The organism is Rhodonellum sp., assembly GCF_030656585.1.
Classification (GTDB): Bacteria; Bacteroidota; Bacteroidia; order Cytophagales; family Cyclobacteriaceae; genus Rhodonellum; species Rhodonellum psychrophilum.
Genome location: NZ_JAUSPP010000046.1, coordinates 115,415 through 136,108, shown reverse-complemented (window position 1 = coordinate 136,108; position 20,694 = coordinate 115,415). Strand labels below are relative to the sequence as shown.

Annotated in this window: 19 protein-coding genes and 1 tRNA gene; 10 read left to right on the top strand and 10 right to left on the bottom strand. The window is 41.6% G+C overall.

The features are described 5' to 3' along the window. Window positions 1–11 precede the first annotated feature (11 nt). From Q7J63_RS12145 to Q7J63_RS12135, 3 genes are read left to right on the top strand one after another with little or no spacing between them, the layout of a single operon-like run. Window positions 12–785, top strand: a complete 774-nt coding sequence (locus tag Q7J63_RS12145) for a PASTA domain-containing protein (protein WP_019597144.1) — start codon at window positions 12–14, stop codon at window positions 783–785. After that, window positions 785–2,623: a T9SS type A sorting domain-containing protein gene (locus Q7J63_RS12140; RefSeq protein WP_304886422.1), complete on the top strand. Its 1,839-nt coding sequence runs from the start codon at window positions 785–787 to the stop codon at window positions 2,621–2,623. The genes Q7J63_RS12145 and Q7J63_RS12140 overlap by 1 nt, the downstream gene beginning before the upstream one ends. A 7-nt stretch (window positions 2,624–2,630) precedes the next feature. Then, window positions 2,631–2,933, top strand: coding sequence for a rhodanese-like domain-containing protein (locus Q7J63_RS12135; RefSeq protein WP_019597146.1), 303 nt, complete (start codon window positions 2,631–2,633; stop codon window positions 2,931–2,933). Between the two features lie 99 nt (window positions 2,934–3,032). Here Q7J63_RS12135 and Q7J63_RS12130 read toward each other — a convergent pair whose 3' ends face one another. Both Q7J63_RS12130 and Q7J63_RS12125 read right to left on the bottom strand, forming a co-directional pair. Continuing rightward, window positions 3,033–4,148, bottom strand: coding sequence for a site-2 protease family protein (locus Q7J63_RS12130; RefSeq protein WP_304886420.1), 1,116 nt, complete (start codon window positions 4,146–4,148; stop codon window positions 3,033–3,035). Further along, on the bottom strand, window positions 4,141–4,770 hold the full coding sequence (locus tag Q7J63_RS12125) for an HAD family phosphatase (protein WP_304886418.1): 630 nt from the start codon (window positions 4,768–4,770) through the stop codon (window positions 4,141–4,143). Before Q7J63_RS12125 ends, Q7J63_RS12130 begins: the two co-directional genes overlap by 8 nt. A gap of 144 nt (window positions 4,771–4,914) precedes the next feature. Between Q7J63_RS12125 and Q7J63_RS12120 the strand changes: the two genes are divergently transcribed. From Q7J63_RS12120 to Q7J63_RS20870, 3 genes are all read left to right on the top strand, one after another. Beyond that, window positions 4,915–4,988: transfer RNA gene (locus tag Q7J63_RS12120), tRNA-Ile, on the top strand. Between the two features lie 37 nt (window positions 4,989–5,025). After that, window positions 5,026–5,328, top strand: coding sequence for a GIY-YIG nuclease family protein (locus Q7J63_RS20875; protein WP_370691899.1), 303 nt, complete (start codon window positions 5,026–5,028; stop codon window positions 5,326–5,328). Between the two features lie 92 nt (window positions 5,329–5,420). Next, complete coding sequence (locus tag Q7J63_RS20870) at window positions 5,421–5,564, top strand: GIY-YIG nuclease family protein (protein ID WP_019597149.1); 144 nt, start codon at window positions 5,421–5,423, stop codon at window positions 5,562–5,564. 124 nt (window positions 5,565–5,688) lie between these two features. On the opposite strand, the gene Q7J63_RS12115 is transcribed toward Q7J63_RS20870, so the two are convergent. The 3 genes from Q7J63_RS12115 to Q7J63_RS12105 all read right to left on the bottom strand — a co-directional run bounded on the left by Q7J63_RS12115 (window position 5,689) and on the right by Q7J63_RS12105 (window position 9,551). After that, window positions 5,689–6,831, bottom strand: coding sequence for an AraC family transcriptional regulator (locus tag Q7J63_RS12115; RefSeq protein ID WP_304886416.1), 1,143 nt, complete (start codon window positions 6,829–6,831; stop codon window positions 5,689–5,691). Window positions 6,832–7,325: 494 nt separating this feature from the next. Further along, a complete protein-coding gene (locus tag Q7J63_RS12110; RefSeq protein ID WP_019597151.1) occupies window positions 7,326–7,565 on the bottom strand; it encodes a hypothetical protein in 240 nt (79 codons plus the stop codon). Between the two features lie 294 nt (window positions 7,566–7,859). Next, window positions 7,860–9,551 carry a TrkA family potassium uptake protein gene (locus Q7J63_RS12105; RefSeq protein ID WP_304886413.1) on the bottom strand — a complete coding sequence of 564 codons (1,692 nt, stop codon included), beginning with the start codon at window positions 9,549–9,551 and terminating at the stop codon, window positions 7,860–7,862. 332 nt (window positions 9,552–9,883) lie between these two features. On the opposite strand from Q7J63_RS12105, the gene Q7J63_RS12100 reads away from it, so the two are divergent. From Q7J63_RS12100 to Q7J63_RS12090, 4 genes are read left to right on the top strand one after another with little or no spacing between them, the layout of a single operon-like run. Further along, window positions 9,884–10,111, top strand: a complete 228-nt coding sequence (locus Q7J63_RS12100; protein WP_026333546.1) for a FeoA family protein — start codon at window positions 9,884–9,886, stop codon at window positions 10,109–10,111. Further along, window positions 10,111–12,243, top strand: coding sequence for a ferrous iron transport protein B (gene feoB, locus Q7J63_RS12095; RefSeq protein WP_304886411.1), 2,133 nt, complete (start codon window positions 10,111–10,113; stop codon window positions 12,241–12,243). The genes Q7J63_RS12100 and feoB overlap by 1 nt, the downstream gene beginning before the upstream one ends. Before the next feature lie 10 nt (window positions 12,244–12,253). Further along, a complete protein-coding gene (locus tag Q7J63_RS20865; RefSeq protein WP_370691898.1) occupies window positions 12,254–12,394 on the top strand; it encodes a FeoB-associated Cys-rich membrane protein in 141 nt (46 codons plus the stop codon). Further along, window positions 12,351–12,926, top strand: a complete 576-nt coding sequence (locus Q7J63_RS12090) for a YdeI/OmpD-associated family protein (RefSeq protein ID WP_304886409.1) — start codon at window positions 12,351–12,353, stop codon at window positions 12,924–12,926. The genes Q7J63_RS20865 and Q7J63_RS12090 overlap by 44 nt, the downstream gene beginning before the upstream one ends. A gap of 83 nt (window positions 12,927–13,009) precedes the next feature. On the opposite strand, the gene Q7J63_RS12085 is transcribed toward Q7J63_RS12090, so the two are convergent. From Q7J63_RS12085 to Q7J63_RS12065, 5 genes are all read right to left on the bottom strand, one after another. Beyond that, window positions 13,010–13,156 (bottom strand): lmo0937 family membrane protein, encoded by a 147-nt coding sequence (locus tag Q7J63_RS12085; protein WP_139189649.1) that lies wholly within the window; start codon window positions 13,154–13,156, stop codon window positions 13,010–13,012. A 410-nt stretch (window positions 13,157–13,566) separates the two neighbouring features. Further along, the gene (locus tag Q7J63_RS12080) at window positions 13,567–14,526 is read right to left on the bottom strand and encodes an ROK family protein (protein ID WP_304886407.1); all 960 of its coding nucleotides are present in this window, start codon (window positions 14,524–14,526) and stop codon (window positions 13,567–13,569) included. Between the two features lie 56 nt (window positions 14,527–14,582). Continuing rightward, window positions 14,583–15,689, bottom strand: coding sequence for a glycoside hydrolase family 130 protein (locus Q7J63_RS12075; RefSeq protein ID WP_304886405.1), 1,107 nt, complete (start codon window positions 15,687–15,689; stop codon window positions 14,583–14,585). Between the two features lie 111 nt (window positions 15,690–15,800). Then, window positions 15,801–17,285 carry a RagB/SusD family nutrient uptake outer membrane protein gene (locus tag Q7J63_RS12070; protein WP_304886403.1) on the bottom strand — a complete coding sequence of 495 codons (1,485 nt, stop codon included), beginning with the start codon at window positions 17,283–17,285 and terminating at the stop codon, window positions 15,801–15,803. A gap of 115 nt (window positions 17,286–17,400) precedes the next feature. After that, complete coding sequence (locus Q7J63_RS12065; protein ID WP_304886401.1) at window positions 17,401–20,511, bottom strand: TonB-dependent receptor; 3,111 nt, start codon at window positions 20,509–20,511, stop codon at window positions 17,401–17,403. Window positions 20,512–20,694 lie beyond the last annotated feature (183 nt).

Below are 20,694 nucleotides of genomic sequence, written 5' to 3'. Positions count from 1 at the left end.
AATACTACTCAATGGGTACCATAAAAGACTCCCTCAAAAAAATAAGTATTCATATTGCAGTCGTTATAGGTATAATCCTAATCCTTACATTAATTTTCCTCAACGTCTTTTTGCCTAACTACACCAATCATGGCCAGACGGTAACCGTACCTGATCTGGAAGGTTTCGAATATGCGGAGCTGGAGAAATATCTCAGTTCAAGGGATCTCCAGTTGGAGATCTCCTCAGACAGTGGGTTCAATGCTGAAAGCAAACCTCTTTCGGTAATCAAACAATCTCCAAAACCAGGAAGTAAGGTCAAGCAGGGGCGTAAGATTTATATCACCCTGAATGCCAAGAATGCCCCCTTGATCAAAATGCCGAATTTGGTTAACAGTCTCCTAAAAAATGTCCAAGAAATTTTGGCCAACAACGGATTGGTGAGAGGTGAAATCATCTACGTCCCAGATATAGGGATCAATGTAGTGCTTGAACAAAAATACAGAGGCAGAAACATCCCAGAGGGATTCGAAATCGCCAAAGGCTCCCAAATAGATCTTGTCGTCGGAGATGGATTGGGCAATCAAATCCTGGATGTTCCCAACTTAGTTGGTATGGATGAAATAGATGCGGAATTTTTGATTATCGGATCTGGATTGAGAATGGGAAGAATCAATTATGTCTCAACGGATACTGTTCCACAGGGGACCATTTTGCAGCAAATGCCCCCATTCGGTGCTGTAGTGAAAACTGGGGAACCAATTGATCTTTGGATCTCTGAGATAACCAAAGCCACCAATTTTTGATGAAAAAGGCAATAGCCATATTCTTGCTTAATTTCCTGTTGGTTGCATTTTCAGGTAGCTGGAAGGCTTTTGCCCAATTCTCACAATTGCCTACGCCAGAAAGAGTAAAGGCTCAAAAAACAAAAAATCAAAATTTAAAAATAAAGGAATCTCCACTTAACATTCCTTTTTGGGATGATTTCTCAGCAGATGCAATCGATACTGCCAAGTGGATGGTAGAAGGAGTCACCAAGTCCAACACCGTGGGGAATTCCCCTCCGAGTTTGGGTGTCTTGCTTTTGGATGGGGTAGACAATACCGGTAAACCCTATGCAAATGCCCCGACAGCGCAGGGATTGACAGATCGAATTACCTCAAAACCAATTGATCTTTCCAATCTGACATCCCAGGAAGCAAATACTTTATTTTTGAGCTTTTACTGGCAAGCGGGAGGAAAAGCGGAATTGCCGGATGCTAGGGACGAATTGACCTTGTTGTTTTTGGATGGCCAGGGTATTTGGACGGAAGTCTGGAGCCAAGCCGGAGGTTTTGAAGATAACCAACAAGTATTCACGCCTGAAACAATTGCTGTCCCCCCCTCCTATCAGCATGCCGCATTCCAGTTCCGCTTTCAAGCCCGTGGAAGAAGTTCAGGCCCATTTGACAGCTGGCTTTTGGATTATGTGTTTCTGAACAAGGACCGGTCCGCAAATGCATCCTTTTTTGACGACCGATCGCTCACCAGTACGAATGACAGACCATTTGAAAAGCACAGTGCCGTTCCCCTTTTTGAATTGAAGAGGAATCCGGAAAGATATTGGGCTAAAACCAGAAATGAGTTCAACAACCTGAGCAATCGATTTAGGGCAATGGAATTTACGGTCGAAATCAGGGAAAGGGACAGCCAAGCTATACTTCAAAAGATTAACAATAACACACCTTTCAATCCTGTACCCTTGGCACTGGAAAGACGTTCTTTTTCCAGCAATGATTTTCTCAACATCAAACTTCCTGATACCCAACAAGATTGGGAAATCCTAACCTATCTCAGTTCCGGCGATGAATTTCTCTTCAAATTGATTGATGGAGACACCTTGTTTTTTGATGCCGTTGATTATCGGGTCAATGATACGGTAAGAACAACACTTCCTTTGAGGGATTATTTTGCATATGACAATGGATCAGTGGATTATTCGGCAGGAATCAACCAAAGGTCTGGGATGCTTGCTGTGCGGTATGAAATCGATGAATTGACCTATTTAAGAGGCATAAGCATCAATTTCACGAATTTCAACCAAGTAGGCAGAGGTGTGGATTTGATGGTCTGGAATGATCTGGATGAACCACCGGTAATCGTCAAAGAAATTCTGATCCCAGAGAGTAGGGACATACAGGAATTCTCCTTTTTTGAATTCGACACCAATGTCCAAGTAAATGATATTTTCTTTGTGGGGTTTATGCAATTTACCAATGATTTCATCCACGTCGGTTTGGACAAAACCAAGGACAATGCAACTGAGATTTTCTATAATGTCAGTGGAAGCTGGCAACAAAACGAAAGTGTCACTGGTTCGCTGATGATTCGGGCACATTTAAATCCAGAGGCACCTGTCACCGAAGAATCAGAAGCGCCTCCAAAACCAGTTGCCTACCCAAATCCTGTCGAGGATAAATTATTTGTAGAAGGAGTGTTTGATTCAATCGTGATTTATGATTCATTTGGCAGGATATTAAACTTGGCCTCTGAGGATTTCCAAAAAGGAAAAATCATTAATTTTGCGGGACTTCAGAAGGGTGTATATTTAATTAAGCTTATCAACAACAAAGAACAAACATCAATTAGAATTTTAGTAAAATAGGATCAAAATGGAAGATATAACCGTAGAAGAATTAAAAGAACGCTTGGATAAAAACGAAATATTTCCTTTTATCGACGTTCGAGAAGAGTGGGAATACGAAGAGGATAATCTTGGTGCATTGAATATCCCATTGAGTACTTTACCCCATCAGCTGTCAGAAATCGAAAAACACAAAGGGGAAGAAATCATCGTACACTGTCGCTCAGGAGCTAGAAGTGGAAATGCCAAGAAGTTCTTGGAAACCAAGGGCTACTACAAAGTTAGAAATGTACTTGGAGGAATAATTGCTTACAGAAACTTGGAAGAATAATTAGAAAGGATTGATCGATGATACAATCCTAACACGCTGAAATAATGACCACTTGCAAACAACAAAGAAGAGGGCTCTTGAGTCCTCTTCTTTGGTTTATTAACCAGTCATAAAGGGTTGTGGGGTAAAACAAAGGATAAAAATCAAAATAGCGATCCAACCAATTATTTTTCTCTTTCTATCCAGCTCCTTGAGACCACTGACTTCTGGATGGACGATGCCCATCACCCTTCCCATCAAAAACCCAAAGAAGAGCCAACCACTGTATCCTTCGATAGTAGGGAAATAGAATGCCAGTAAATATTGTACTGTGGCCAATACCAATACAATTGCCCACCTCATCTGTAATGGCAGTCCAGCCTTCTGAAAACAGATAAACAGAAAGCCAATATAGAGTGGTAATGCAATGATAAGACTACTGAACTCATGATAGGGATTGATAATGCCCAGCCCTGCATAAAACAAAAAGGCAGTATAGAAGGCCAATGATATGTTTTTATGAGTCCTTGGGAACAAACCAAAAATCACATGTCCCCCATCCAGTTGCCCAATGGGCAGCAGATTGAGTGCGGTAAAAAAAAGGGCCAGATAACCGGCAAAAATATAGGGATAATGGATGATTTCTGACATGTTGGGCATCCTTTCGGGATCCGCAAGTATCTTTTCCATTCCATAAAACAAAAGGTTATAGCCCATTTCCAGTGTGACATATCCTTCTTCGGCAGTGTGTCCCTCAAAATCTGGATCAAGGTATTCTGGATGGATTTCATAGATGTAATCCGCCTCAGGCAAATGTGTAAATCCATAAACCAATACAGCAAAGGCGATTACGAATCCCGCAATAGGACCTGCAACCCCTATGTCAAAGAATTTTTTCCGGCTATTGATAAAACCTTTCATTCGGATGATGGCGCCAAAGGTTCCTAGAGATGGCACACCCAAAAAACCCAACCAAGCAGGGATAAAATAAGGCAAGGACGACTTCACACGATGCTTGATCGAGGTGAGCAAATGTCCCATTTCATGGATAAACAAGATACCGATAAAGGGAATCGAAAAATGAAGTGATTTCAAGAAGTATTCCCAGGTAAGGAACCCATCGTCTTTTCCAAGAATCGATTTTCCAAAAAGCCATTCCCCACCAGCAAGGGTGGTCGCGATCAAGGTAACAATAAACAGTATTCCGTGTCTAAGATATTCTTTTTTACTATACATCCTGAAAAAAACGAATTAGGGCTTTGTCGTGATTGATATGGAAAGTTTGTAACCCAACTTTTTTGGCCCCATTTAAGTTCTCCAAAAGATCATCAAAAAACAGGGTTCTTTCAGGTTGAACCCCAAGTTCCTGGATAACGGATTTATAAATTTCCTCGTCGGGTTTCGACAACCCCATTTCGTGACTGAAAAACACCCTGTCGAAAAGGACATTCAGGGAAGCCTCACCAGTATCCTCCAAGAGGATTTGATCCAGTTTGTCAACATGTATACTGTTGGTATTGCTCAGGACGGCAAGCCCAAAATCCTTACCCAGTTCCTTGATCAGTTCGATTCTTTCCATGGGAATGTGTTTGAGCAAGCTGTTCCATAGCTCATCGATTAACGCATCGCTCCAATCCTCCTGAAAATGATTTCTTACTGCATTTCGAAATTCTTCTGCACTGATCAAGCCCTTTTCAAAGTCTTTGTGAAATTTGGCTGGAAAAAAACTATTCGTCAATATGTGCTTATCATCGGAAAGTAAATTTTTTAACGTATTGATTGTAAATGCATAATCAATATCAATAATGACATTCCCCAAATCGAAGATCAAAAAATCGATGTTTTCGAGTTTTTTCATTGTGCGCAAGTTGTATAATTAAAACCAAATATGTAACATTGCAATCCGAAATGCAAGGTTTGGCCTTGAATTTCATGTTTCAATTCCTGCCCATGGCTTACCCAATAGTGATCGGGAGAAAAGGTCTTGAAATTTAAAATAATTGGGCCTATAGCTCATTCGGTTAGAGCAACTGACTCATAATCAGTAGGTGCTTGGTTCGATTCCAAGTGGGCCCACTTTTGATGCCACCTCTTTTGGTGGCATTTTTTGTTTATGGGACATTTTTTCCTTTATATCCTCTTTTCAACCCAATTGGACCGCTTCTATACAGGAGTGACCACATTAGCTGTACAAGAAAGAATAGAAAACCACATCAACAAGAAGTATGGGAAATTGAATTTTACCCAAAAGGCAAATGACTGGGTCCTTCACCATTACATTCAATGTGAGGATTTTTCACAGGCAAGGAAAATAGAAATCCATATCAAAAAAATGAAATCTAAAATATATATCATTAACCTTAAAAAATATCCGGAAATACAAGCAAAGTTCCTGTTGAAACACAAATCAAACTGACTCCCCCGGAAGCTTTCGTGGCAGTAGGTGCTTGATTCGATTCCAGGTGGGCCCACTTTTGATGCCACCTCTTTTGGTGGCATTTTTTGTTTATGGGACATTTTTTCCTTTATATCCTCTTTTCAACCCAATTGGATCGCTTCTATACAGGAGTGACCACATTAGCTGTACAAAAAAGAATAGAAAACCACATCAACAAGAAGTATGGGGGCATAGTATCAGTATTTGATTCTTAAAAACTGGTGTGTAAAATTGGTTGTACCATGAGAACATTGGAAGGAAAAGTTAACTAAATGGCCTAAATCCGGATTGTTTGACTCTTGAAACAGAATCAAACTCACTGTTTATCAACCAAAAAAATCATTGTTGACCCAAAGAATGTTGGTAGCGTTTCCAAAATTCTTTTGGACTGCAACCGATTTCTTTCTTGAAGGCATTAAAAAATGTAGTCCTGGAATTGAAACCTGAAAGTTCGCCGAGTGCCTCTACGGTGAAATCATCCAGGTATCCATGTTCAATTTTTTCTATGGCAAATTTGATTCTGTATTGGTTCAAGAGCTCATTGAATCCCTTGCCAAATTCCTTGTTTATTTCTTGTGAAACCAATTTGGGCGGAATTCCCAGCTTAATTGAAAAAAGCATGAGGGTCATTCCCTTTTCATTAATGACCAACCCTTGCTCCAAAAGATGGATTATTTTGCCTTTCAAGCTTTCATTATATTCCTCCAAAAGAGGTTTGTCAGCCTCAATAGTAGAAATAGGCCCCGCATCTTCCAACTCGGTTGGAAGATGCGCTTTCTTTCCAAAATTCTTGATTTTCCTTCGTGGTTTGCCGAACTCCGGATATGCATTTCTCACCAAAAACATTGGCTTGAAATTTATGAATACGTTAAGCAATAAAATCCCAACCAAGGAAAGGAGACGCATCGTCATATTTACATTGGATAAATCCATCAATTCAAGCTTTTTCAAAACATCCAATACTGAAAAAATCAATTGAAAAACCACCACCCATCCCATGAAAAACAATACAATTACCAACCAACTTTGTTTCAGATTTCTTTTGAATCCCCTTAAAAGGTCAGGTCTAATTGTATAAACCAGATATACTGCATACACAAAATAGGCAGTCTGCAAAAATATTCTAAAAGAATAATGAAAACTGATCGGAATAAGACCACTTGGCAGAACATTCAGTAGTGTGGGATCCGAAACCAAAGTCTCTGCAATTGAAAGTTTCACTTCATAGGATTGCATAAAAAAAGGGATGAGTTCCAATAAATGAAACAAGGCAGGGAGAAAATGAATCCAATCCAATTTCCTGAATCCTGTGGTATTGAAAAGGGAATTCCTGATGAAAAAGTAAAAAAACGGAGCGCATAAATAAATGACTGGACTCAATACCCTAAGCAAATGGGGAGCTTCCACAATAAAACCCGCCTCGAACCAAAGAAAATAGGCCAGCAATGGCAGATTATAAAAAAACAATGAAGTATCAAGCATTAGACTATTTCTAATACCTTCCTCTCTTTTAATGATCAATATCAAGCTGTTAATGACAGCTGCTGACAAAATCATTATGATGAAGAGCAGTCCAAATTTCATGTAAAAAGTTTAAATTCGGGTGAAATAGTTTTAAAATCCCTGAAATTTAAGGATTATGAAAATAAATCAAAAGCCAATTCCTACAAAAAACCGCAAAAAACGTGAATAACAAATAAAGAAGAGTGGATTTGACAGGATGCCCATTTAACCACCACCCACAATCCATTTATCTTTAGGGTTATTTGGACCCCTTCAGAAAATGAAACCCATGGTTATCTTGATTTCAAATTGTTTGACCTTTCTTGTCCTTTTCCATAATAACATCCATAGCGGCTGAATAGGATATCACGTGATCGAGATTTAAATGAATTTGACACTAAAACCACTATTTTTTTAGGCTCAAAATAGGTAGCCCGGACAAGATCCTTAAGCCATGATTGAATTCGGGATTTTCATTGCCTCCATTTCAAGCCTTCCTTCTCCATTTCCTCCAACAAAATCCGGGCGTCATCCACCCAATCCGCTTCGATCAACAGACGGCTTGCCCTGCAAAAACATTTCAATCTCTTTCCTTTTTTGATTCTCTCAAAGGGAAAAGGATTTGGATTTTGAAGTAAAATCGAATCAAGCTTGGCGTCTATCCTTTTCTCCATTTCCTTCAGCTCTGCTATGATTCTGGGTAAATTCTCCATTGTTTATTTAATTGACATTTATAAGTCAATATAATAAACATTAATCCTATTGAAATCAAATTTCCAATGCTCAAAAGCATGGCTTTTACATAAATTCAATAAAAAGGGAGCCTTGGCAAACCAAAGGAGCCCGCAAGCAATTTTCTATTTTACAGATGCTTCCATTATTGTATTTACTGGACTCGGCTGCAGCAAAGCACCATTTGTGAAAATGGGTTTTACACATCAGACTCTGCATGGTTAAAAATTCTGATATCGAAAAAAAAACACAAAATGATGTTTGACTTTTAGAATTCAATTACCGCCATAGGTTTTGAAAAATCTGTTTTCTGACTCCACTGTTCCTATCAATATAATTTCTCCATCTTCGGGCAATACCAGTGAAGGTTCTGGATTGATATTCATGGAATCCTCTATTTTGACGGCGATCACGGTACAGCCGGTCTCTTTTCTGATGGAAGAATCCGCAATGGTATGGCCCGCCAATTGTTTTGGCACCTTCACCTTTATCAGATCCAAGCCTTCGGCGACCATTAAAATATCACTTCGCTGGAGAAGATTGAGAATCGTATTGGCCCCCATGGAGGCATAGGACATGACGAAATCCGAACCGGCCCTGTGTATTGTACCAATGTTCCTCTCCAAAGTAGATCGGGTAATAATCTGGATATCCGGCCTTAACAACCTGCAATAAATGGTAAGATAAACATTGACATCATCATCATGCGTCGTAATGATCACACAAGGTGAATCCTCTATACCGGCTTCTTTGAGCACTTCGAGTTCTGCAGCATCCCCGATAATGGTTCTCTTGTCTCCTTTTACCCGAAGTGGATCTTTTTCCACAATCCGATAATCCAAATTCCTGGCGGCCAATGCACGGCCGGTGGCGCGCCCAACACGTCCTCCTCCCAAAATCACCACGGGCGCACTCATGATGGCTTCTACATGGAATTTCGAATTATAAATTTCTATTTGTGCTTCGGTGCCCGCAAGTACAATCACCGTAGTTTGGGTAATTCTGGTATCAGGTTGTGCTGATTGAAATTTACCTCTTTCCCAAACACCTACCACGCTGACACCAATTTGCTCGCGAAGTTTGGTTTCCCGTAGTGTTTGCCCTACCAAACTAGAACCCGCCACTGTAGCCTCTGCAATGAGCAAGTCACCGAATCGACCAATAACCTGGGCACTGGCATCTCCTCCACTTGCCCGTCTGGATAGGAAAACGCCCATGATTTCTCCCAGTTGCAGCACATGGTTGCTTCCTGCCAATTTGAGGATATCTACAGACGCTTCAAAATTACAGGTAGAGATGATGGGTACATCTTTGCTGATTCCCCTTACAGTGAAGGCCACGTTGGTGTTGATTACATCTGTTTCCGTAGTGGCCACCAAGGCTGCATTCTCCACCCGTCCTCTACGGTAGGTTTCCGGATCATCCAAATCCCCCAACATCACATTTACCCCTAACTCCCTAAGCCTCAAACCCTCTGCCAGGTCCGACACGAGTACGACGTAGGCATATTGGAATCGATTCAATTTTTTAATCAATGCCTCTGTCACTGCGCCGTATCGTGTGAGCACCACGTGACCTTTGGTATCCTTTGGCAACTCCCTTGGCACTTGGGCCTGTTCCTGGGCTTTCATCCAAGGGGAATAAAAGAAGTTGATAAACGTAAAGGGAAAAAGAATCAAAAGAAAAACCATTCCGGATAAAAGAACGATGACGGTAAAAAACCGACCCAAATCACTGTGAAATGTAATGTCTCCAAAACCCAGCGTGGACATCACGGTCAGCGTCCAGTAAAACCCTGTTGTCCAAGAAAAAACACGTCCTTCTCTCAACATCAACAAATGGAAAATCAGAGTAAACACCAAGATCATGACCATTAAAACCAACAAAAATCTAAAAAGTAGTTTAAGATTCCGACGGCCGGGTTTGTTCTGAAGAAAAATGGTAAGTTCGGTTGAGAGAAATTTCATTGGCTAATTTTATGAATTGGTACCACAAATGAAAAGCAGGCCTGCATGGCCTTTGGCTTTTGATTTCGCTATAAATCAAAGATCATCCCAATTCTGCATTTTCGAAATATATAAGAAAAGTAAAACCAAAAACTCTTTTATCAAAGCGCTTATATCACTTTAAATTTTTACCAATATTTCTCCCTCCAAAAACCTTTTATATTGACTTGATTTTGTAAATTTGGCTTATTGATAATTGATCTAAATAAAACAATTCCCACCAAGGTAATTGCTTAAAAATTTTCAGGATTCAATATAAACCCGCTGAGTTGTCAAATATATCCCATCCAAAAATGACCGCAGATTCAATGAAAAAAGGCAATATCGGCATCGTGAAAGCGATAGGAGATGCTGAAACCAAGTTGACCCTAATGGAAATGGGAATTCGACCTGGCAAGACCATTGAATTTCTCAACAGTGCAATTTGGGGTGGTCCCATCGCTTTTCAGATTGAAAACAACATCGTCGCAATCAGGGTTTCAGAAGCTGCTGCGATCGAAATCGATTTAATAAAAAAATAATGGGATCATCTCAATCCATCCTCCAGACTAAAACCATTGAAGTGGCCATCGTGGGCAATCCCAATGTCGGCAAATCCACTATTTTCAATCAACTCACAGGCCTCAAACAAAAAATCGGAAATTATCCTGGCGTCACCGTGGACAAAACGGTAGGCAGTTGTGAGATCAAAAATAAAAAATTCAGTCTAATCGATTTGCCTGGCACTTACAGCCTGCATCCAAATTCTGAAGATGAAGTCATCGCACATCGGGTGCTCAACAGCTACGATCAAAGCGAACATCCCGATTACGCGATGGTGATTGCTGATGCGTCCAATTTGGAAAGGGGACTTTTGCTATGTTCTCAAATCATGGATTTGGGAATCCCAATGGCTTTGGTGATCAATATGGTGGATTTGGCAGAAAAAAACGGGATTGAAATCAAGGCGTTTTCACTTTTCAAATCCTTGGGCATTCCGATTTTGCTGACGGACGCCAGAAAACCAAAAGGCATCGAGGAGATAAAAGACCTGCTTTATACCGAAAATTTCCTCGAAGCACCGGGATTCATCAAAATGGACGACATCCTTTCAGAGACGTTATCCAATGCCATCCAATCAAAATTCGGGCTCAAAACCTCCTATCAGGCATTTCAACTCTTGGGTTTTCAAGAACAGGAATCAATCTTAAAAAAAGAACAGAAAGATTGGCTCGAGGCCTTGGTCATCGCCCATGATTTTAACTTGGCAAAAGCCCAAATACAAGAAACCGAAATGAGATTCGGCCTTATTTCCAAAGTCCTTGAGAAGGCTATCCTCAAAAAACCCATTGAGTCCAAAAACCTCACCCGTGCCCTGGATAAGATATTGATCCACCAAATCGGTGGCTATGCGGTTTTTTTGGGGATCATGTTGGTGATTTTCCAAGCTGTATTTTCCTGGGCGGAATTTCCCATGGATTTGATCGATGGCTTGTTTGCCAACATCAGTCAATGGCTTACTGAGCATTTGCCAGCTGGAGCCCTCACTTCTCTATTGGCGGAGGGCATTGTTCCCGGCATCGGGGGCATCATGATTTTCATTCCGCAGATTGCCTTGCTTTTCGGATTTCTGGCCATTTTGGAAGGGACTGGCTACATGTCCCGGGTTGTTTTTTTGATGGACCGGCTGATGAGACCTTTTGGACTTCATGGCAAAAGTGTGGTTCCCTTGGTTTCCGGAGTAGCCTGCGCTATCCCCGGCATCATGGCAACGAGAAATATCAGCAATTCCAAAGAGCGTTTGATCACGATTTTGGTGACTCCTTTTATGAGTTGCTCGGCAAGATTGCCGGTTTATATTATTTTGATTGGATTGGCTGTGCCGAATGAAAATTATGGTTTTGTCAACCTTCAGGCCCTCACCCTGCTCTCCATGTATATTTTGGGGATAGTGGCCGTGTTGGCTTCCGCTTGGATCCTGAACAAAATCCTCAAAACCAAAGAGAAGAGTTACTTGATTATAGAATTGCCCATTTACAGGATTCCAGGATGGAAAGATGTCTTGATCACCATGTATTCCAAGTCAAAAACATTTGTGGTCGAAGCTGGAAAAGTGATCATGGCCATTTCTATTATTCTCTGGGTCTTGGCCTCTTATGGACCTTCAGAAAGAATGACACAATTGGATACCGAAAGGGAGGTAGCCATTCAGGGTTTGGAAGGTGAGGCGCTTTTGGAATCCGAAAACAAATTTGCTTCCAAAAAACTGGAGGCTTCCTATATTGGTATCTTGGGCAAAACCATCGAACCTGTCATTAGGCCTTTGGGATATGACTGGAAAATCGGCATTGCTTTGATCACCTCCTTTGCCGCGAGGGAAGTCTTTGTTTCCACCATTGCCACCATTTACAGCATCGGTGGAGATGTGGACAATGAGTTGACCATCCGGGAAAAACTGGCCCAGGAAACAGACCCCATCACTGGAGCGCCAATCTTCAATACAGCCACCGTTTTCTCCCTCATGGTCTTCTATGCTTTTGCGATGCAGTGCATGAGTACATTGGCGGTGGTGTATAGGGAAACGAAAAGCTGGAAATGGCCAGTTATCCAAACCGTCTTCATGACCGGCTTGGCTTATTTTGCAGCATTGATTACGTATCAACTCCTATCTTAACAATACTATTATGTGGCAGGAAATCATTGTATTCAGTCTCTTCTTGGCAGTGGTCTTCTTTTGGGTGTACAAGACCTTTTTCAAGTCCAAAAACCTAGTTCAAGCAGATGGCTGCGGTTGCAGTAAATGTGGGCCAAAAAAAGCCTCCTGACTTGGCATATCCGACGATGGAAATATTCAGCACTTCTCTTCAAAAGTTCGATTCCAATCTCTGGCAATATCATTTTCCAGTGCCAGATGCCATTGCCCTGAGGCTCATAGAAGGAGAGAACAAGCGGATAATCTGTAAAATCAATGATCAGGTCACCTTCCAAGCCGCATTGATGAAATCAGAAAGCTATTGGTTTGTTCTCGTGAACAAAAAACATCGGGAAGAATTAAATCTCATGAATGACCAAATTATCAAGATCAGTCTGGTGAAGGACCTTTCCGAATATGGACATGAAATGCCTGAGGAATTCCAGGTTTTGTTGGATCAGGATGATGAAGGCAATTTCTACTTTAGAGCACTGACCAAAGGCAAACAAAGGAGTTTGGTCTACCTTGTTTCGAAATTAAAGACCAGCAACAGCAGACTCATCAAAGCATTGGCAATCGTCCATCACCTCAAAGAAGTGAAGGGCAAATTGGATTTCAAATTGCTCAATGAGAAAATCAAACTTTACAATCAACAGAACAGATAAAATTCACTTTGGAAAGGAATTTAAAATCGATTCTTTGGCGAAGACCTTTGGTGAAACCTCTGAATTCAATGTGTCTAGAATAGCTAAGCTCTTCTGATCACTGCCAATAGAATGGATATAGCCGCAACTACCAAAAGGAAATGAATGATGGCACCAATGCTATAAACAAAGAATCCTATAATCCATCCAATGATGACAATGACAGCAATCAAATACAATAATGATCTCATGCGATAAAATTTTAAGTTGAAAATATTCCAAATTCCAGATTCAAAATCCGAATTCAATTAAAATAGCTGAAAATCCTCCAAGAGCTGAAGGATTCCCAGTAAATAACTTTAAACACGATCTTTTTATATAATTAGTTTCAATATCAGTTGTCTTTTTCAAATAACCAACCAAAATTCATTTTTTTTTGTAAACAGACTTTTAACCCGTTTGAGGCATTACGAACTCCTTTCAAGATTTTAATTAACTGTGATTATCAATTTCAGACTGGAATAGAAATGGTAATGCAGAACACAGATTTAAGCCATATTTCCAGTTATCAAGGATTTTAAGATCAATCCCTTGAGCCTGGAGATATGGCTTTGTTCTTTAAAAACCAAATAAAATTGGCCTTCCTTAAATTGATATGGTTTCAGGCAGGATGCATAATTTTAATGGAATTTGGAAGGTTTGCCAATAAAGCCGCTCCAAAAACACCTGCACTATCCCCCAACTGGGCTTTGACAAGTGGGGTTTCGAATTCATGATTGAAAATCATTTCTTTCAGAATGCCGTAAGTTTCTGTGTAGAGGCTGTCAATATTGCTTACTCCTCCCCCCATGACAATGACATCCGGATCCACGATATTGACAACAACGCTCAGGGCCTTTGCAAATCCTGTCAAGAGTCTTTCGATTGTTCGCGAAGCAATAGGATCTGTACCCTTTAGATGATTTTCGTAAATTTTCTGTAAAGAAATTTGATTTCCAGACTTTTGGGTATAATATGCTTCAAGGGCCGGTCCTGAAAGAATCTGTTCGTTACAGCCTTGTTTTCCGCAATAACAGATTTTACCTTCTCCGGGATATAGGTAATTGTGTCCCCACTCCCCTCCTATCCCATGTTTCCCTTGGATCACTTTTCCATTGACCACCAATCCTCCTCCCACTCCGGTACCCAAAATAATTCCAAATACGACCTCGGCATCTGGATATTTGTCGGCTACCACCCCAAGTTTGGTTTCGGCCAAAGCAAAGCAATTCGCATCATTGGCAAGGACCAAAGGCATTCTCAAAATTTTCTCCAAATCCTTTTTCAAATCCCGTCCATTGACTACCGTGGCATTGCAGTTCTTCATTTGGCCCTGATGGGGAATGTACACTCCGGGAGTTCCCACACCAATGATTTCGGGTCGGAATCCGACTTTGGCTTCCATTTGATCGACCAGTATTTTGACTTGATGCAAAATATGCTCATATCCCAAATGCGCTTCAGTGGGTACCCTCAGCCGCAATAAGGATTTGGGTTCTTGGAAAGATTTCAGGACAATCCCTTCAATTTTAGTACCTCCCAAATCAATCCCCCAGAGATTGTATTTATCAAAATCATTCATACGGATAACTCTTAACTCAAATTAAATGAAAAATTCGGAAAACTTAAACTTCCCCGTTACTTATCGGTCCAAGTCACCACACCTACCCTACTGTCGGCTGTTCCGTAATACAGAAACCAGGTATCTTTTTTGAATACCAAGCCTTCGATGAAAGTGGTACCGTCCACATATTGTCCGGATTTTTCAAAGGGTAATTCCGGTTTGATAAAAGGATGTTCTGATCGGTCCTTCAATTTCCAAGGTTCTTCAAGATCAAATAAGGCTTGTCCACCTGTATAGATTCTGTTGCCCAATTCCTTAACACCGATTGCATTAGAATTTCCTGCATTATAAAGCACGACGATTCCGTCTTCAGTCACCACAGGAGGAGGTCCGGCCTCCACCAACCAAGAATCGAAATATCCAGGTCTTGGGCTCAAAACCGGAGCCAGATTTCCCTCATGGGTTTCAACAGGTTCCCAGTTGATCAAATCCGTGGAGCTGGCCAACCAAATATGAGGGACGCCATAATACATCCAATATTTACCGTGAATTTTGGCAGCTATCAATTTCCCGTCCTTTAATTCCGTGACAATGGCACCAGACTTGGTTTCCAAATTATGGTATTTTCCGTCTTTCCAAGTTTTGAAGATTGGACCATATTTGGTCCAATTTTTCAGATCCCTGGAAGTGGCTACCGCCAATCTTGGGTATTCCCGATTCCACTGAGTATAGGTCAGCACATAGGTTCCGTCTTCGGTTTCCACGATTCTAGGGTCTTCGGTTCCACCGGTCCACTCGAATTCCTTTTGATTGTCATGGTCCGGATAAAAGACGGGTTGTTTTTTTCGTTCAAAATTGATCCCATCTACAGAGGTTGCCAAGCCCAATCTGGAAGTATGTCCCCCAATCTCTTGTTCGCCTAATTTTTCCTCAGCCCTATAAAAAAGCTGAATGGTGTCATTTTTAATCACCGCGGCTGGATTAAAAGTTGCCATGGATTCCCATTTGACTTTTTTTCCGGTCATTGGATCCTTGAAAGAAGTATTGGTAATGGGTTCGATAATTGGTTTTGGATCGATTCCTCTTGTAAAAGGCCCCATCATCCACGGTTTTTCCTGGGCAAAGACCGAAGAAGAAACAGTGAGAATGAGGGAAGCAATGAATGTAATTTGGCGTAGCATGGGCTATAGTATTTTTGATTGTAAAATTTAAGGTTTTGACCTGTATAAAAATCAAGGGAATATATGAAAATTCCCTTGATTTGATCGAACAGGTTGGGGAGATTCAATGGATCAATATCCCGGATTTTGTGTGATTTGGGCACCGGATCTGTCGATTTCCCCTTGTGGAACGGGATACAGATAATGATGGTCCTGGAAATTTTTCCCCAAGGCCGTCAAAACTTCTTTGGCTATTCCCCATCTTTTAAGATCATTGAACCTATGGGATTCAAATCCCAACTCTACTCTTCTTTCATGGATAAGGGCTTCGATCGCCTGATTCTTGGTCAGGCTCTTTCCGGAGTAGGCTGGAAGTGCATCTGCAGGAACAGCACTTCCATCAATTTGAGGGCTTGTTCTGGCTCTTTCCCTAATTTTGTCGATCAGCACCAAACCACCCGTGATATCTCCGGTTTGGATCAATGCTTCTGCTTTCCAAAGGAGGACATCGGCATATCGGATATAAATCTTGTTGCCCGGGGAGTCATCATTACCTCGAAAGGCACCATCGGTGGATCCCAATATTTTATGGACCTGCCGCGCTTCCACTTCCACCGTATAAGCCAATCTTGGATCGTTTGGCTCGAAAGCCTGCAAGAAATTCTCCGAAGGAGCAACAAATCCCCAGCCAGTCAGTGCCGCCAGACCATTTCCCCTTCCAGGATTCTGGGCTTCTCTGTGGTCATAGGCCAGGATCACTTCTTGTTCCTGGAATTTTTTTGAAGCATCAAATGCATCAAAATATTTAGGGTTCAATTGGTAAAAACCATAAGCCTCCAGTTGGTTGATAAAACCCAATGTGGCCACCCAATCTTGCTGGAAAAGCGCCACTTTGGCCTGCATGGCTTTTACTGCGCCAATGGAAACCCTCCAAGGTTCTGCATCATTGGCATATTTCCTGACAGGCAAGAACCCTAGGGATTTTTCAAGATCCGCTTTGATCAATGCAAACGCATCTGCTTTTGGCGCCCTTACGGCAACCTCATACGCCTGAGAAAAATTTTCCAAGGGCTTGGTTAACAATGGGATGTCTCCAAAATTATTGACCAAATCAAAATAATAAAAGGCCCTCAGGAAATATGCTTCTCCAAGCAATCTGTCTTTCAATTCTTGGGACATATTCAACCCTGTTAAATCCTGGCTTTCAAGGCTTTTTATCGCCAAGTTGGCTCTGGAAATCCCTTCGTAGTTGTAACTCCAAACTCCATTGAAGGCGCCATTGATGGAGGTGAAATTGAAGGAAGCCACTTCATCCATCCAGGCTTGGTCTCCATCCGGATTCCATTTTTTCATCATGTCCCCAGACGCGATGTCATAAACAACGAAATCGTTTCGCAAAACCCTTCCTCCAGTCCAATCCCATTGACCGATGACATTCAAAGTATTGGAGAGCAGTTGGTAAGTGGCATTCACCGAGGAAGTCAAGGATTGCACCGTTGGGTCGGTATTGATCTGATCTGGAGTAATCAATCCTATGGGTTCTTTCTCCATATAGGATTCGCAACCCATCATGGATCCGATGGAAGCGACAAAGAAAATTTTGAGTATGTTTTTCATAACAGCTATTTTTTGGATTGGAATATTGGAAGCCGGACTTTGAAAGAAGCTTTCTATTTGGTCTTGGGCCTTCAAGGAATATTCCTGGTTTTTTTTGGATTGTTAAATTGTTCCCTTAAAATGAAGCGTTTACACCCATCAACAATGTCATCGATTGTGGATAGGTACCCATATCAATCAGATTTGTCGACTCAGGGTCCAACCCTGAATATTTGGTGAATGTCAGCAGGTTTTGGCCGGACATATAAATCCTTAAATTCCCCAAACCCTTGATTTTATTGGCCGGAAGGCTATAACCAATCTCCAGATTTTTAAGTCTTAGATAAGATGCATCCTCCACAAAAATATCGGAGACCCTACTGCTTCCATTGTCCGTGAAGCTTACCCTTGGAATTGTATTGGTGGATCCTTCTCCATTCCAGCTGTTCAAAACCCTGTCAGTGTAATTGAATGGTCTGGTATCATAATCGATGATTTTCTTGAGGTCATTGTATCTTTCCACACCTGACACCCCCTGAAAGAGAACGCTGATGTCAAAAGATTTAAAACTCCCTCCAAAATTCATCCCGAAAGCCAGCCTTGGATTTGGGTTTCCGATAAAGTCCCGATCGTTGTCATTGATGATCCCGTTGCCATCCAAATCCTTGAACTTGATATCACCTGGTTTTTGGGCTGGGTTTGGCGTACCGGTGAGGTGATTGTTGATTTCTTCCTGGTTTTGGTAAATGCCTTCCTGAAGAAAACCATAGTACGCATTCAGTGGATGGCCTGCCTGTACCCTGGTCACGTTCCCCACTATATAAGGAAGGTTTGGATGCAGCATATCCACAGTGTTTTTCAGGGAAGTCAAATTTCCATTGATGAAATATTTGAATGGATTGTCATTGTTTCTGTAAGAAAGTGACATTTCGAAACCTCTGTTTGTGACCTGGCCAGCATTCAGGAAGGTGGCGGACACATCCCCCACAAGTTGTGGAAGTGAGATCGGCAACAAGATGTCCGAAGTGACTTTTTGGAAATAATCCAAACTCAAAAACAATTTGTTCCTGAACATTCCCAGATCCAAACCAATATTGGATTGGGTAGTAGTTTCCCATTTGAGATCAGGATTTCCATAACGGGAAATCAAATACCTGTCTGCATCCCTTCGAAACAAAGTGAGATAGGCATAATTTGGAATTTCTTGGTTTCCCAACTGTCCCCAACTCCCTCTCAATTTGAGTTCGGAGATCTTGTCGCTATTTTTGATAAAGTCCTCCTCGGAAATCAACCAACCTGCGGAAACGGAGGGAAAATACCCCCATTTGTTGTTTTTGGCAAATCTCGAAGAAGCATCCGCCCTTAGGTTCGCAGTCACCATGTATTTGTCGCTGTTGACATAGGTAGCCGATCCAAAAAAGGAAAAGAGCGACCATTCTTCACCCAAACCGCCATTCCACAGATCCAATTCAGTTCCTCCAAAATCAAGGTACCTGAAGTTGGGTGATGTAAAATCAAATCGTTGTCTGGAGGCATTCATTGTTGATGAGGAATTGTTGATGAATTCCGATCCCAAAAGACCGCTGATGAAGTGATTTCCAAAGGTTTTGTCGTAGCTCAAGGTATTGTTCCAGGTGATGGTCACATCCTGCCCACGCATTTCAGACAATCCATTGGGTCTGTTTTGTCTTCCCAAACCCCTATCAACTGAGGCTCCTCCTCCATCATCATCACCATAATTGGTGTTGAAAGCTTTGTTGTGTAGGAAATTGATATCAGCACCCAAATTGGTCCTGAATTTTAAGGATTTATCCTTCAGTATATTGTACTCTCCGAAAATGTTCCCGAAGGTTTTGAACCTTTCCAATTTATCATCTGTGAAATTGGCCAAGGCAATCGGGTTTTGACTGAATTCATATTTCCCACTTTCGTAGTCGTTTGGACCTCTGTAAAAAGGAAGATCGGTGTAGGGGCTGTTTTCGGTATAGGTCGGATCAGAAGGATCCTTAAAAACCGAAAGCACTGGAGGTCTCAAAAATGCATGCCTGATGATTCCCGGAGCATCTCCGCTTGATGAAATCCGATCCTGTAGCGTATAAGAAACCTGCATGTTTGCACCAATGGTAACGCGGTCATTCACTTTTGAAGTGACATTGGTTCTGAAATTCAACCTTTGGAATTTGTCGTTTTTGGATACGACAATACCGTCCTGTCCATAATATCCACCGGAAATCAAGTAAGTGGTTTTGTCATTCCCTCCTTGGGTCGATAATTGGAGATTGTGCGTTTTACCCACTTCAAAAAGTTCACCCAGCCAGTTTGTGTCCGACAAATCGGTCCGGTTTTTATCGGCAGTATAGGGATTCGTTCCTGAATAACCGGCATTGTTCCAAGCTTCCTCCACTTTGTTCATGTATTGGGAAGCATTGAGCATCGTTGGGAGATTTCTCACCTTCTGGATGCCTCCGAAATAATTCACTTGAAGTCCCTGACCTTCTTTTCCTCTTTTGGTCGTGATGACTACCACTCCGGCGGAAGCCCTGGAACCATAAATGGAGGAGGCTGCAGCATCCTTCAGCACTGTCATAGATTCAATGTCCGCAGGATTCAAAAACGAAATCTCTCTGCTCGGAATTCCGTCAATGATATAAAGCGGATTGTTGTTTCCAATGGTTCCGTTTCCCCTGATTCTGATTTCAATCTCGTCCCCTGGTGCGCCGGTACTCTGCGTTACCTGAACGCCTGCTACTTGTCCTTGCAAGGCTTGAGTGACGATTGGTACTCTTCTGGATTCCAATGCAGATACATCCACAGGAGCAATTGCGCCTGAAATCGTGGCTCCTTTTTGGGACCTGTACCCCATGACAACCATTTCCCCCAATTCCGAAACATTCTCCGAAAGGCTGATATTGAATACCTCCTGATTGGAAGCATTCACTTCCTTGCTTGTATATCCGATATACGAAAAAACCAAAATTGGATTTGTTGCATTTACGGATAGGAAAAAGTTGCCGTCAATGTCAGTGACAGTTCCATTGGTGGTTCCTTTTACCAGAACAGAAACTCCCGGGATGGGAAGATTGTCCGTTTCACCCGTTACTTTTCCTTTAAGCGTTACGCCTTGTGTCGATCGGTCCTGTATCTGTAAAGCAAGTGGTTCTGCATTGATGGGACCCTGTCCTAACATCAAGAAGAGCGAAGCCAACAAGAGGGGATTTCTGAGTTTTCTTGTTCTTGAAAGTATCATATCATTTCATAGTTTGGGTAAATTGTTTTGGTGTGGATTGCTTAAGTAAAACGTTTTACTTAAGAGGCAAACAAAAACACCTCATGAAGAAAGTGGTGTGCAGATTTGGGTTTAGTAAAACGTTTTACTTGATTCAAAGGAAGAATTAATATTCCTGAAATCCAAATAAGCCATACCCATTTC